The organism is Yersinia aldovae 670-83 (assembly GCF_000834395.1).
In the GTDB taxonomy this organism is placed as follows: Bacteria; Pseudomonadota; Gammaproteobacteria; order Enterobacterales; family Enterobacteriaceae; genus Yersinia; species Yersinia aldovae.
The window spans coordinates 1,914,687-1,929,306 of the sequence record NZ_CP009781.1; the positions used below are offsets into that span (position 1 = coordinate 1,914,687).

Consider the following 14,620-nt stretch of genomic DNA (forward strand, 5'->3'; position numbering starts at 1 on the left):
CTGGCCGCGCTTCACTTCATTTTCCAGATCGTGTAGGGCTGAGGAGATGGCCACCTCCATCAGTTTCATATTTACAGCAAAAATTACGGCATCTCATACGACGGTGGCATCGGATCTTCAGATAACCCGTTTCGGATCGTGATTGATAATTTTAGTTTTAATGTCGGTGATCGCTTTACCTACGAATACAACGTCTCTGAGCAATGGCTTCACGACATTTGTATTGAGGTTATTTATGAAGGCTCAATGTTTAAAACACCATTTTGTATGAGCGGTCATTGCATGCCCGGAGCAACACTGAGGATGAAGCCAATAAAACGCTGACGTCTCTGGAAGCCAGCGTTAATGCGGATGATGCAACAACGGTGGGTAATGTTCGGGCTTTTATTGACGACCTTGATGTTGTTCGGTTCAATCGCAATAAAATCAACCGACAACTGAGCAAGGTACTATAAACGGTGATACCTCTAATTGGTTGAATCTGATGTACAATATGAGCCTTTTAGGTTTGTTCATGGTCAGCGAGAATGTTCATTGTCCCCGGTGTAATTCTGCTCTAGTCTACCGTCATTGTCAGAACCCTAGTTTCCGCTGTCGTGAATGCTACTCTGTATTCTAGCTGACCTATACTTATCAAGTTAGGAAGCCCAGCGTTAAAGAGCAAATCGTTGATATGACCCTCAACGCCGCCGGGGTTCGCGATAGCGTAAGAACGCTGAAAATAGGTATTAGCACAGTTAAAAAACTCGCGACAAAGCGAATAACGTCTTCGCCAGTAGCCCACGCTGATGTCGCTCTTATCTGTGAACTCGATGAGCAATGGAATTTCGTTGGTAGCAAATCCCGGCAACACTGGCTTTGGATACACAAAGGACAACTTCATCATTCTGCTGGCGACGGATTGTCACCAGCAGAACAATTTTATCTGTTGGCAGCTTGAAAAGTAGATAGTGCTATTTTGTCGACCTCGATCTGTTAATGCGACAAAACCCTGTTACCCCTCTCCCCCCCACTCTCCATCATCTATAGGGCCACAATATGTTTGACTTGTCACCTTGTCTTTAATACAGACATGTACTGTGCCCGCATAAGAAAGTGAGGAAAACATCAGACACAAAGGCAACAATAATAACGTGTATTTTTTCATGGTTAACGACTCCTAGTCATTGGGGATTTCTATTAGTCCAACAACAATATAGTCACATACTTCAATTCGGTGATTAACTATCGGAGTATTATTGAGCTTATGTTTAACAATAAGGCCCAGTTGGTGACAGAAGGTGCGACCAGACAAGACTCGGCTCAGGGTATGGCCCTCTGAGAGAGCCCCTGTTTAAGAGAAAGCCTTCTGACTTTAAGTATGGTTTCCATGCACAGCATCCAAGGAGATCTCCGTAAAAACGGAGAGTTTATCAATAATCAGGGTGGTGCACTTTTACACCATAATTCCCCGATCCCTTGGTCTACTTTTGCACAATATTTAACAGCCATCGAATCGCTGAACAGCGTGATCCGTGCGGCTATCAGAAAGTGCAAAGCGTTCCCGACAGACGACTCGGTGCGAAAAGTTATTTATCTGGCGGTCAAGGATACGTCAAAAGAATGGAATATGCCGATCCAGGACAGGCGGTTGGCAATGAGCCGTTTTATTATCGAGTTCGGTGACCGTCTCAACGATCACCTTTAATACGCTGGCCGTTACACAGAATTACGGACAAGCTCCCACGCTCCAGCATCACACATTCTACTGCGTCCCTATAGCCTCGCAAAATTGTATGCAAATGCTCAGATAAGACAGTTATTTGTGAGTTAAGGTTTTATAGTCATTGAAGGTGTACTGATATGAGGTTTCCGTACTTTAGCTTTATGGATACCTGGTTTCTCAATGTGAGACTTTTCCACTTTAACGCCGTTGATACCGACTTTCACACTGGGTCCTGATATATGTGGTCTTGTAATATAGGGCTTTTGTACACTAAATCCATCAATACCCCCTTTGTTAACAACAATTTCGGCTTTTGCAGTAAGGGAAATGGAACATAAACACAACAATGGGATACCGATCAATGCAATAACTTTCATATCTCACTCTTAATCTTTCCTACTATAATGGATTGCATTATATGCTCACAGATAGCAATTTACTTATCATTTTCTATGTATGTCTCATTTTTAGGGTATATCCAGATGAGCTATATTGTATAACGTCAACACATATTAGTCATATTTAATGTAAGGAAAATCTCATTGTATCGATACCCAAATAAAAACATGAGCGCAAAGTAAAGAATACTTCATCACTGATGATGATATTTTCTTAAATAAAAAGTTCCAAATAAATGGGGTTGTATATGAAAAAAAACATTATTAGTTCTATCATATGTGGGTGCATCTTCTCAATTTCGATAAATTCGTCAGCTTGTACACGTACCCTTTATGTCGGTGAGGATAATACTGTCATTACTGGACGAAATATGGATTGGAAAGAGGATATGTCCTCTAATTTATGGGTGTTTCCAGCCGGTATACATCGAGACGGTGCCGCGGGTGAACACTCCATCAAGTGGATAGCAAAATATGGAAGTGTCGGCGTATCAGGGTATGATGCAGGCACAACAGATGGAATGAACGAAAAAGGCTTAGTCGCCAATTTACTTTACTTGGCAGAAGCTGACTACGGTGAAACAAAAGATGCGCCAATGCTCATGTCAATCTCGGTATGGCCACAGTATGTATTAGACAATTTTGCGACAGTTACAGATGCTGTAGACGCTTTGCGCAAAGAACCCTTTAAGATTGTTGCTCCGACACTGCCTAATGGCTCCAAGGCTTCACTGCATTTATCTATTTCAGATCGGTCTGGTGATTCTGCTATTTTTGAGTATATCAACGGTAAGCTAGTGATACACCATGGTAAGCAGTATACAGTAATGACCAATTCACCAACCTACGATGAACAGCTAGCATTGAATAAGTACTGGACGGAAATAGGTGGTCTAACATTCTTACCCGGAACAAACCGCGCAGCTGATCGGTATGCTAGAGCTTCATTTCTCATTAACGCAATACCAAAAAAACGTGATAACAACTACATCAAAGGAGTACCTAATCAATCGTTTAGTTATCAGGCGGTTGCTGGCGTATTAAGTGTTCAACGCGCGGTAAGTGTTCCTCTCGGAATAACAACACCAGATCAACCTAATATTTCATCTACGATATGGCGTACTGTTGCAGATCAAAAAAATCTAATGTACTACTTCGACTCGGCGACAAGACCGAATACATTTTGGGTCGATCTTAAGAAGCTAAACCTTGCTACCGGGGCAGAGGTTAAAAAGCTTACCATTGAGCATGGCGAAATATTTACCGGCGAAGTATCTGCTGATTTTAAAAATTCAAAACCATTTAAATTTTTATCTCCTGAGTGACAAGAAAGTTGCGTCGCTGCACTGAAGGGACGCAACTTTTTTATTATTAATATCTAACAGTTTTGTATCGAACTATGGAAGCTATATTTCTATCATTCAAAAACATTGGAGGTTCAGACTGAATTATTTATTTTATCTTTATGAAATTCGCCACAACTTATTTACAAAAATGTTTATTTTAATTTATTCGAAGGCTATTGCTGCACAACTTAGTGTCTTTATAAAAAGAAGTAATGAAGTGGATGTAGTGGCACACTAAATTTGGCCACCTGAATAGAGGTAATATCATCGCCTCATAGTCAAAACAGGTGACACAATGACCAGAAGTAACAAACGTAATTTCAGCCCAGAATTCAAACTTGAAGCCGCACAATTAGTCCTCGATTATGAAGATGTATACCTTTATAGACATCAGTCAACGACGGCGACCCAGCCAGATCACTTCCGGTTCCAACGCTGGTGATTCGAGATTGAGTTTGCTCAGCTGCTTATTAATTTTATTGCGGTTGAACCGGACTGCATCCAGGTCATCAATAAAAACCCGGATATCACCGACCGTTGTTGCATCATTCGCATTAACGCTGGCCTCCAGAAACACCAGCGTCTTATCTGCTTCATCCTCGCGGGTTGCTCCGGGCACAAGCCATGACCGCTAATACAAAATAGTGCTTTCAGCGTTGAGTCTTCATAAATAGCCTCAACACGAACGTCATGAAGCCAGTGCTCAAAGACGTTGTATTCGTAGGTAAAGCGATCGCCGACATCAAAACTAAAATCATCAATCACGATCCTGAACAGGTTATCCGGAAAGCCAATTCCACCATCGTAAGAGATACAGTAATCTTTGCCGTAAATATGAAACTGATGGAGGTAGTCATCACCCCAGCCCTGCACGATCTGGAAAAGGAAATGAAGCGCGGTCTGCAACGTATCAGCAGCGATTCTTAGCCGACGCCAGACCATAGGACTAACTCCACGAACAGCGATTTTGATGACGTAGATCTTCATAGTTGGATAACGGGGATTGTTATGAATGCAGGTTATTCTAGCCCCAGTGGGCAACTCATTTGGTGACTGCCCCACGGTTTTTCATGCTACCTTACTACGACTGGTTACAACATAAACTGTCGAACAGAAAACAGGGCGATAAACGTCTAATGTGGGCTGAAAATCAGGGGTAAATGCAGGTCGGATGATTTATAAACGCGGGTTACTACACATAGCCTGCGCTGGAAAGAAAAACCACTGCGACCAACGGTGGTTTTCAATATTATCTGGGCTACCAACTTGTTGAACTGTGGCAACTGGCTTTAAGTCGGATAAATTCCGTCAGTTTGGGTTCAGAACCCCTTATTGCGGGCGCTTAGCCAGATGTGGGCACTGCGAAGACCATTTTACGAATTTGGCGTTATAGACAGAGTCATCGTCACTGACGAACGAGACTTTACCCTCTTTCACGCCTTCCTTTAGCGTTCCCAGTAGGTCAGCTTGAACCGTCCGCTCATTAAACTCTTTGCCTTTTTCATCGAACGCTTTATAGCAGCCGACAAAACCGGTTAATTCAATTGGCTGTTTCATTCCATTATATACAACAACCTTAAATGTTTTTTCATACTTCGGCTGCCCTTCAACCACCACCGTACCTTCTGAGGAGGGAATGGCCTGGATGGTTAGTTTATTATGTAAATCTTCTGCTGCTACGGAAGAAAATGAAAGTAAAACAAGCGAAGAAAGAAGAACCGTATATAATTTTTTCATTACAAACTCCTTTATGAACAACGGGTGATTTATCCCGCAACCAGATTACGGGATAAAACTTAAACCCAGTCTTAATGAATATTACTCAACGCTTACTGCAATTATGGGGTTCAATGCCGTCACTGCCGAAAACGTTGTCACGCTTATCACTTGTTAAGTGAAAGAGGCTGGCTGGTTTCTTTACTCAGGGGCGACACAGGAACCGCCAAAACTCATAGCGCAAGAATCATCAGGCTCCTGATCTAGCATCCAGGTTGTGCCTTCGAAAAGGATGTTGCCCACGGCCTCATCCCAAGATTCTGTTACTACCAGTCTCGTGTTCACTGATAAAAATCGGCTTGATGGTTAGGAGACTCAATCAACTTTTTTATCTGAGCTGACATATTGTGATGACAGCCCCGAGTTTATTTAGATGTCACATCGATAATCATCCAATTTGGTTATGATTTATTGAGGCCAGAAGTGAAGTTAAATTGACGTAGGAAATTGTTCCTCCTTTTGTCGCACAAGGATGTATTGATATGAAAAAGCTTTTCATGACGGCTGCATTAACCGGTTTATTAGCCAGTAATAATTCGTATGCCGGAGAAAGTTATCTGGTCTATAACCCGCAAAATATTGCTGTATTTCAGGTGAGTTTCTTTGATGTTGGCGACGGCCCGTTTATGCCGGATTGGCCACAACCTTCTGAGTCAACTTGGGATCTGGGCCAGCAAAAAAAAGAAAAGATACTCGATGCTATGCGTTACTGGGCTGAAATTATCACCCCCAAGCTAGGGCAATTGCCCACCATTATCAATGTCGGTACGTTTAATGATGATAATGCCGCGGGTTCCAGCGATTCAGTATCTGATGGCATTATCAGTCTGACGCAGTTGCAGGGGGCTTTGAACGGCATTGATACCGGAGAGTTGACCTTCGGTTCTCATGCCCAGTTCATCATGGGGAAACTGGATTTTGACGACGTTCCCTATATGCCTTCGCAATTGCCGCGCACTGGAAGGATGGATCTGGCCAGCGTCGCTGTTCATGAACTGGCCCATGGCTTGGGCATCTCCAATATGGTTTCCGACCCGCAGGTGAAGGATACATTCACCCCGACCTTCGATACTCAGCCTTTCGGTTCCTGGACCAGCCATCTACGGGATGATCATGGCAATCCGGCCCGACCAGGGCAGGTAATACTGTGTCATGGATGCAGTAGCCCATGGGATCCGCAAGGCTTTGATGTACGGCTCGATAAAGGTTATTTCACCGGTAGATACGTAGATGAAGTACTCGCTGGCGCCATGCCTGGCGTACCGGTGAAAACGTTAGGGGACAATGGTTCGGTCGATAATAACTATATGAGCCATATCGAGTTTAAGAACAGCATGATGAGCCATCAGAACTACCGCAATTACACAACTTTTATGGAAGCGGAACTGGCGTTGCTGCAGGACATGGGGTATCAGATTGACCGGCGTAACTTCTTCGGTTTTTCGCTATATGGTGATGGACAAACGCTGACTAACCGAAATGGTTATTTTTTGCGTAATCAGCAGGGCAATGGCTATCTGGCGGGCCAATATAATACCGCGATGCTGGGGCTAGGGCTGCATGTTTATGGCAGCAATAACCGAATCTTTCAGCAAGCAGATCTGTTGACGCAAGGGGCTGGCGGTGCCGGTATTCGTATTGATGGGCAAAATAACACGCTGAACATAGAACCAGGAACACGCGTTTACGCCGATGGGCTTAATGGCCGTGGTGTCATGTTTGCTTACGGCAAACAGCATAACCTTCTTCAGCGCGGCGATATTCAGGCATTGGGAGCCAATGGCGTCGCCATCAGCTTTGATTTTGGCAATAACTTCTTAGGTAACAAAACGGACTATCGTGGCTCCTGGATCCATGCTGTGGGCTGGTATGTCGCCGCATTATTACCCGAGGTGCAGGGTGCCCTGGTAGATAATGCCGACATTAGCGGGCGGGTTGCCGGTAAAGGCGCGGCGATTTATATATCGCCAAATGCGCTGGTCGGCAATATCAATATATTAAATGGTGCCCGACTGGAAGGTGATATTTACTCGGATTATAACCAGCGGGATGCCTATGGCCAGCAGCGATTGACGCAGCTTTCTTTCGGGCGGATGGCCAATGCGCAAGGGCTGGCGACGGATCTGCCGGACCCCAATTTCAGCTTGAATTACCGCGGAAATATTGAAGGTATCAATAATCTGGCGTTGAGCTCTCGCGGGGGGAAAACCTCACTTAACGGCGAACATCAGATTTACAGCATGTATATCGCCCCCGGGGCCACATTATCCGGCAACGGTGGCTACACCCTCAATCAGGAAGGTCGCTTTGTAAATGACGGCATTCTCGCGCCGGGCAATTCACTCGGGCAAATCAATGTAACAGGCGCTTATCAACAGAGCGATAACGGGCAGTTGTTGTTGGAAGTCGATGGGCGCGGTGGGCATGACACCCTGGTGGTTGACGGCCACGCACAATTCAACGGCCAACTGACGTTTGTGCCACAGCCGGATTGGTATGCGGCAAACTGGCGACTGGATTCGCAAAATTTGCTAAAAACCGCCTCGCACAGCGGTGAATTCAGTGTGGTGAACAGCTTGCTCCGCTCACCCACGTTGACGCTACAGACAACGTCTTTGGGAGAGGATGGCTGGCAGCTCTCGATGCTGCGCGCCTCCAACGCTTACAGCCAGTATGCGCCGAATGACAATGCGCGGCAGGTGGGTCAGGCGTTGGATAAAATTGTGTCGATAGCCGATTCGGATATACAGCCGTTGTATCGTACGCTGGATTTCTCATCCGCCGATGGCGGGAGTATCAGCAATGTCTTGCAGCAACTTTCCCCAGCCGCTTACAGCGCCATGTTCGGCAGTTCCCTTAATCGTGAACAGCAGATAACGCGGATCATCAGTGGGCCTAATCCTGTCGCTACGCCGGCACCGTTGGCGGAAGGCGAATGGCACAGCTTTGCCATCCCCTTTGGCGGCAGCTTCTGGCAACAGCGCCAGGGTGGCAGTGTAGGGTACGACGCTCGCAGTTATGGCATGGTGTTTGGCGCCGAAAAACAAAACGAGCAGGACCGCAACTGGGTTTATGGCCTTCATGGTGCAGTCAGCGGCCAATCGGTGACGGTGAAATCACCAGAAACCGCAAATGGGAAAACCACCGCTTTCAATCTGGGCATCCAGGCGCGTTATGGTGTTGAAAGGCCCGAAGGGATGTATTTATTCGGCAGTGCTCGATTCGGCATTGAAGACAGCTGGCTGGATCGAAGCATTCATGTCGAAACCTACGGAGCAAGCCACCATGCCAGTTGGACTGGATTGACAGGCTCCCTTATGGCCGGGGGGGGCTATCGTTGGGCGCTGAATAATAATGTGAGCGCCGGACCGGTAGCTTCATTAAATTACACCACATTACATCGCCCAGGCGTGACGGAAAGCGGCAATGACGGTAGCCGGCTGATACTAGGCTCGGAGACCTTCGATTCTTTGCGCTCGAGTATCGGGGTGAATGGTCACTGGAATTTACCGCTCGCTTCAGGGGCTGCAATCTCAGCCGATCTGCAGATTACTTGGGATCATGAACTGCTGGATGGCGATGTGATGCAACAAGCCTCTTTTGCCAACTATCGTAGCACAGGGTTTAGTGCCAAGAATAAGGTATCTGGACGTGACTCAATGGGGATTAAGGCTGGAATGAGCTATAAAATCAACACCGATGTCGAGCTGGGCATCGGGATTGAAAGCGACGTATTTCGTTCTGGCTATGACTCGGTCGCGGGTAATCTTTCAGCCATCTGGCGTTTCTGATATCTGAGGATTATTCGGCTGGCTGTAATTAAATCTTGTAACACCCCGCTTTGCCGGGGTATGCCGGAAGAATTGGGCTTTGTTGAATTAAGCTTTCGTCGGGGCTTTGTCGCATTAAGGTGCAGGAAGATAACATGCTGTTTTTTTGATGTTGCCTACCTCTGTCTCTTATCCGAAAAGCCTTTAAGCGTCTGCATTATCCCGTCGATACTATTGCCCAGAGTGTTCACTGGTATCTCACCTATTCACTGAGCCTACGCAACCTCGAAGAGATGATGCTGAGCGTGGCGTTGTCGTTGACCATTCCACCCTGTATCGCTGTATTATCAGGCTGACACCCTTGCTGGATAAAGCCTTCCGCCGACACAAGCGCACAGTAGGTCGGCGGTGGCGAATGGATGAAACCTACATCAAAATCAAAGGCCAGTGGAAATATCTCTACCGCGCGGTGGATACTTCAGGCCAAACCATCGACTTTTTGCTGACCGCCAAACGGGATGCTACAGCGGCATTACGCTTCTTTCGCAAAGCCATTCGACACCACGGCAAACCTGAAGTGGTCACTATCGATAAAAGTGGTGCTAACAGAGCAGCGCTGACTACACTCAACACCGACAAACCCGATGAAGAAATCATCGCCATCAGGCAGAACAAATATCTGAATAATTTGGTTGCGCAAGATCACCGGAATATCAAACGACGGACGCGACCGATGCTGGGGTTCAAACCGTTTCGGACACAGACGCTCCTGGCCAGCATCGAGCTGATCCACATGATACGCAAAGGGCAGCTTGCTCACCCAACTGGATCCGCATTGTCACCGGTGGAACAATTTTATCTGTTGGTTGCCTACGCTAATGCGACAGAATCATCACTACGGAAACAATGAACATCAACGCTGGCCATGAGCACACCTCAAAAGCCTATATTATGCATCAAATCCAACTAATTGGACGCACTACCAAAACTAGGGTGCCTTTATCGAAAAGTATATGTTCTACTAATTGGAGTCATTACCACTTATATCATGACATTTTAACTGGATATATATCTGGAAAATGGCTGATCAGATTTTACTGGAAACATGCTAAAACAGTCCTCAAGTCAGTTTGACACGCAACAGCCAGATGAAATAAAACATATAATATTCAAGTACATACCCAACACAAGCCAACAAGAGTAATTATCAATATCGAAATGATAATTATTTGCATCAAAAAATTTATAATGCTATATATATCCCGCCTTGGACGGAATAATAATCGTTTTTCTTTTAACGTTAGCCAAATGACAAATAGGAATACCTAGAGCATGGATATTAATCCCTCAGGTATATCTGGGCTTATTATTCGCTGAAATTCTACTCTTCAATAGGGACACTATAGAGATGGCTTCAATGCGGAAATTCAATGATAACTATATCCAACATCTTAATGGCGAGAACTGGTCTCGTGCGAATACCCATTTAGTTGGGAAAATACTGCGTGAATTAAGCCATGAGAAATTGATTGCGCCAACCCGTCTGGAAACGCAGGCGAATGGCCTTTTTCGCTATAGTTTTTGCCCCGACAGCGTTAGCTCCAATCACAACAAAATAGAATATCGCTTCAGTGCCTCCCCTTATCAGCTAGATCATCTGGATATTGAAACAGATACGTTAATCAAAACCGTAGAGGGTAAACAGCAACCGCTGGATGCGTTACAACTTATCATTGAATTAAATAGCCTGCTTTGTATTTCCGAAAAGATGCTGCCACTCTATTTAGATGAGATCTCCAGCACCCTTTATGGTTACGCATTTAAATATCACCATAATAATCTGAGTTCGACACAGTTAACTCAGGCAGACTACCAAAGCGTAGAAACAGCGATGAGCGAAGGGCATCCAGTTTTTATTGCTAATAATGGTCGCATTGGGTTTGATATTGCAGATTATGCTCACTTTGCGCCGGAAAGTGCTCATTCGATCAAACTTATCTGGATTGCGGTACACAAAAATAAAACCGTTTTTGCCAGCTTAACTGGTCTTAGTTATCAGCAGTTAATGCAGGAAGAACTGGGGAATTACCAGACAGAAGATTTCCTCCGTCAGTTAACTTCTCGTAGCCTGAACGCTAACGACTATTTCTTTATGCCATTGCATCCGTGGCAATGGTACGAAAGAATTGCCACTAGCTTTGCCGCCGATATAGCACGCAATGACATTGTTTATCTGGGTCAAGGGCAGGATAGCTACCTAGCTCAACAGTCAATTCGCACATTTTTTAATATCTCTAATCCGCAAAAGAATTACGTTAAAACGGCGCTGTCGATTCTGAATATGGGCTTTATGCGTGGGCTTTCCCCACACAGTATGGCCACCACGCCGCGAGTGAATGAATGGCTGGCAACGCTGGTTTCCCAAGACCCATTCTTTCAACAGAAAAAATTCACCATACTGCGGGAACGCGCAGCAATGGGTTATTTCAATGATTATTTTGAAACCGCGCTGATTAAAGACAACCCGCATAAGAAAATGCTTTCAGCGCTATGGCGAGAAAGCCCAATTCCCTTACTCGCCAACCATCAGCGTTTAATGACCATGGCCTCTTTGTTGCACCGAGATAATACCGGTAACTCGGTCGTGGCCGCATTAGTTCATTCTTCTGGTTTAGCCACAGATAAATGGATTGCACAATATCTGGATGCCTATCTTTCTCCGTTATTGCACGCCTTCTTCACCTACGATCTGGTCTTTATGCCTCACGGGGAAAACCTGATGTTGGTACTGGAGAATAACGTTCCAGTACATGTGTTAATGAAAGATATCGGAGAAGAAATTGCCATTCTTAACGGCGATATAATACTGCCCGAGGAGATTAAAGATCTGCATGTCACTGTCGAGGACGATATGAAGATCAATTATATTTTTCTGGATATTTTTGACTGTTTCTTCCGTTATCTCACGCCAATTCTACAAAAAGACCTGGGACTGCCCGAACACCAATTCTGGAAATTGATAGCGGACTGCATTTATGCCTATCAGGCCCAGTATCCGGCACTGGCCGATAAATATAACCAATTCGATCTGTTTAAAGCCGACTTTGTTCGCACCTGTCTGAATCGCCTGCAAATGGCCAATAACCAGCAAATGATCGATCTCGACGATCGGGAGAAGAATCTCAAATTTGCCGGCACCTTAGCAAACCCGATTCATGCCTTTAAAACGGCAGGTTAATTAATTACGGCAGCGGCGTGGGTCGCAGCCTACCCCAGTGGCACAACCTTATATTTGGTGAAAAGAATAATGAAAAGAAGTGACGGCAAGAACCAGATTCGCCTGCAATCTTCGCACAGAGTTAAACCCGTGGCATGGTTTTTTGCCGCTAATTTATCGCTATTGGGTAGCGCTTATGCCGCCAGCGATAATAATAATGACAGCGAGAAGTCATCGCCGAAAAACAGCGCTGAAGAAACGACTATGACCGTAATTGCCTCGGCGCTAAACCACGCTGGCGTAACGGAAGACAGCGGCAGTTATAATACATCTTCAATGTCTACGGCCACCGGCCTGAATATTTCTGCTCGCGAAACGCCACAGTCGGTCAGTATTCTGACGAAACAGCGTATGCGCGATCAAAACCTGACCAGCGTAGAAAGCGCGGTCAATAATATTACCGGCCTGAACGTTCGCCAGTTTGATAGCGATCGCTTCGGTTTTACCTCACGCGGCATGAGTGTGAATAATATTATGCGCGATGGCGTCGCAACTTTTTACGATACCCGTTTTAATTACGGCGATAATACGCTGGATACCGATATGTTCGATCGGATTGAAGTGGTACGAGGCGCGGCAGGTTTAATGACCGGGCCGGGAAACCCATCGGCTGTGATTAATCTGGTACGTAAACGCCCGACTCAGGATTTTCGCGGCAGCGTTTCTGCCAGCGCTGGCTCATGGGATAAATGGCGTACTACGCTGGATCTTTCTGGTCCGCTGAATAACGATGGCAGCGTCCGCGGGCGTTTTGTTACGGCGTATCAGGATACCCATTCTTTCGTTGACCGATACAACCAAAGCAGCAATCCATTTTACGGCATTCTGGAAGTGGATCTGACGCCAGACACCCTGCTGACCTTGGGTGCCGATACTCAACGCAATATGACCCGAGGAGGCATGTTTGGCGGGTTGCCGCTGTTTTACAGCGACGGTGGCCGAACTCATTATGGTCGATCGGCCAGCACCGCGCCGGACTGGGCTTCTTCCGAAACTCGAACCCAGTCGCTGTTTAGCAGCCTGCAACACCAGTTCGATAACGGCTGGAACATCAAGGGCACCTTTACTTTTGATAATGATAAACTGCTGCAAAACGTGATGTGGGCCGATGGTTATCCGGATCGCACGACCAATATCGGCATGCGCCCAGGGAGTATGTCGCTTATTGACGGAACTCGCCGTCAGCAAAACTATGATATTCAGGTTAACGGTCACTACAGTCTGTTTGGGCGTCAGCATCAGCTTGGCTTTGGCTGGAACCACCAGCGCCAGAATTTTGATAACGACTATTACAATCCTGCCAATTGCAGCACCCGCAGTACTTGCCCCGGTCTGGGGGATTTTACTCAGCCGGGCTGGCAGTATCCTAAACCGATCTGGAGCAATACTCGCGCCTACGGTTCTAAAGGGCGCAACGATCAAACCGCGCAATATGTGGTGACTCAGCTTTCTCTGGACGATCCGTTAACGTTGATTCTCGGCGGCCGTTTGACCACTTGGGAAACCCAGGGCGATAACTTTGGCACGCCGCAAAATGCCAAATATAAAAATCAGTTCGTGCCATACAGCGGCCTGATTTACGACATCAACAGCAATTTTTCGGTTTATACCAGCTACACCGAAATCTTTAATCCGGAAAATCGCCGCAATCGCGATAACCAATTGTTGGACCCGATCAGTGGGCAAAACTACGAAGTGGGAATGAAAGGCGTCGCCTTCGACAACAGCATTGATTACTCGTTAGCGGTGTTTGAAATTCGTCAGGACAACATGCCGGTAGCGGATACCACCGCGCCGCGCCTGCCAGATAACAGTAGCCCTTACTATGCCGTAGACGGGACTAAAACCCGTGGTTTTGAAGCGGAAATCAGCGGGAAAGTCACTGAAAATTGGAACCTGTTCGCCGGTTACACCCAATATCATGTGCAACGGCCAAATGGGCAAACTTTCACTCCGATCACTCCGCAAAAAGTCCTGAAAGTTTTCACCACCTATACCCTGCCAGGGCCGATGAAAGACCTGACTCTCGGCGGCGGTGTCAACTGGCAAGGCAAGACCTACAGCGATGTAACCAGCCCGACCGGCGTGCAGCGCGTGGGTCAGGATAGTTTTGCGGTATACAGCCTGATGAGCCGCTATCAGTTCACTCCGCAACTGTCGCTTACGGTGAATCTGGATAACCTATTCAATCAGCATTATTACTCGCAAATTGGTCAGTACAGCCAATACCTGATGGGCAAGCCGCGTAATGTGGATGCCACCATGCGTTACACCTTCTGATTATTGTTAATACCGCCAACACCACGGAGCGAGATTTTCGGCTCCGTGGCTGCTTGTGATAACGCTAA

The 14,620-nt window shown here is 46.2% G+C and carries 9 protein-coding genes and 3 pseudogenes; 8 read left to right on the forward strand and 4 right to left on the reverse strand.

Annotation, left to right across the window (positions count from 1 at the left end; genetic code table 11):
* Nucleotides 1-90 precede the first annotated feature (90 nt).
* The 3 genes and pseudogenes from AT01_RS22245 to AT01_RS21985 all read left to right on the forward strand — a co-directional run.
* Complete coding sequence (locus AT01_RS22245; RefSeq protein WP_235427300.1) at nt 91-324, forward strand: plasmid pRiA4b ORF-3 family protein; 234 nt, start codon at nt 91-93, stop codon at nt 322-324.
* 190 nt (nt 325-514) lie between these two features.
* Nucleotides 515-862 (forward strand): annotated as a pseudogene (locus tag AT01_RS21285) (IS1 family transposase); the annotation flags it as partial.
* A gap of 624 nt (nt 863-1,486) precedes the next feature.
* Nucleotides 1,487-1,687: pseudogene (locus tag AT01_RS21985) on the forward strand (transposase); the annotation flags it as partial.
* A 122-nt stretch (nt 1,688-1,809) separates the two neighbouring features.
* On the opposite strand, the gene AT01_RS08845 reads toward AT01_RS21985, so the two are convergent.
* A complete protein-coding gene (locus tag AT01_RS08845; RefSeq protein ID WP_042546872.1) occupies nt 1,810-2,082 on the reverse strand; it encodes a hypothetical protein in 273 nt (90 codons plus the stop codon).
* Nucleotides 2,083-2,351: 269 nt separating this feature from the next.
* On the opposite strand from AT01_RS08845, the gene AT01_RS08850 reads away from it, so the two are divergent.
* On the forward strand, nt 2,352-3,428 hold the full coding sequence (locus tag AT01_RS08850) for a linear amide C-N hydrolase (RefSeq protein WP_144404927.1): 1,077 nt from the start codon (nt 2,352-2,354) through the stop codon (nt 3,426-3,428).
* A 415-nt stretch (nt 3,429-3,843) separates the two neighbouring features.
* On the opposite strand, the gene AT01_RS22250 is transcribed toward AT01_RS08850, so the two are convergent.
* From AT01_RS22250 to AT01_RS08865, 3 genes and pseudogenes are all read right to left on the reverse strand, one after another.
* Nucleotides 3,844-4,068 (reverse strand): hypothetical protein, encoded by a 225-nt coding sequence (locus AT01_RS22250; protein WP_042546873.1) that lies wholly within the window; start codon nt 4,066-4,068, stop codon nt 3,844-3,846.
* Nucleotides 4,069-4,118: 50 nt separating this feature from the next.
* Nucleotides 4,119-4,436: pseudogene (locus tag AT01_RS22255) on the reverse strand (plasmid pRiA4b ORF-3 family protein); the annotation flags it as partial.
* Nucleotides 4,437-4,778: 342 nt separating this feature from the next.
* Nucleotides 4,779-5,186: a DUF4354 family protein gene (locus tag AT01_RS08865; protein WP_042546875.1), complete on the reverse strand. Its 408-nt coding sequence runs from the start codon at nt 5,184-5,186 to the stop codon at nt 4,779-4,781.
* A 521-nt stretch (nt 5,187-5,707) separates the two neighbouring features.
* Here AT01_RS08865 and AT01_RS08870 point away from each other — a divergent pair.
* The 4 genes from AT01_RS08870 to AT01_RS08885 all read left to right on the forward strand — a co-directional run bounded on the left by AT01_RS08870 (nt 5,708) and on the right by AT01_RS08885 (nt 14,552).
* Nucleotides 5,708-9,016, forward strand: coding sequence for an autotransporter outer membrane beta-barrel domain-containing protein (locus AT01_RS08870; RefSeq protein WP_042546876.1), 3,309 nt, complete (start codon nt 5,708-5,710; stop codon nt 9,014-9,016).
* 161 nt (nt 9,017-9,177) lie between these two features.
* A protein-coding gene (locus tag AT01_RS08875; protein ID WP_144404928.1) for an IS6 family transposase occupies nt 9,178-9,905 on the forward strand; the annotation gives its coding sequence in 2 pieces (ribosomal slippage) (nt 9,178-9,295 and nt 9,295-9,905; 729 coding nt in all).
* 498 nt (nt 9,906-10,403) lie between these two features.
* Complete coding sequence (locus tag AT01_RS08880) at nt 10,404-12,233, forward strand: IucA/IucC family protein (protein ID WP_042546877.1); 1,830 nt, start codon at nt 10,404-10,406, stop codon at nt 12,231-12,233.
* Between the two features lie 69 nt (nt 12,234-12,302).
* On the forward strand, nt 12,303-14,552 hold the full coding sequence (locus AT01_RS08885) for a TonB-dependent siderophore receptor (protein WP_042546878.1): 2,250 nt from the start codon (nt 12,303-12,305) through the stop codon (nt 14,550-14,552).
* The last annotated feature ends 68 nt before the right edge of the window (nt 14,553-14,620 follow it).

Bases quoted from the DNA above. Each gene is read 5' to 3' on its own strand.
- AT01_RS08865 (WP_042546875.1), bottom strand. From the start codon at position 5,186: ATGAAAAAATTATATACGGTTCTTCTTTCTTCGCTTGTTTTACTTTCA.
- AT01_RS08850 (WP_144404927.1), top strand. From the start codon at position 2,352: ATGAAAAAAAACATTATTAGTTCTATCATATGTGGGTGCATCTTCTCA.
- AT01_RS08870 (WP_042546876.1), top strand. From the start codon at position 5,708: ATGAAAAAGCTTTTCATGACGGCTGCATTAACCGGTTTATTAGCCAGT.
- AT01_RS08845 (WP_042546872.1), bottom strand. From the start codon at position 2,082: ATGAAAGTTATTGCATTGATCGGTATCCCATTGTTGTGTTTATGTTCC.
- AT01_RS08885 (WP_042546878.1), top strand. From the start codon at position 12,303: ATGAAAAGAAGTGACGGCAAGAACCAGATTCGCCTGCAATCTTCGCAC.
- AT01_RS08880 (WP_042546877.1), top strand. From the start codon at position 10,404: ATGGCTTCAATGCGGAAATTCAATGATAACTATATCCAACATCTTAAT.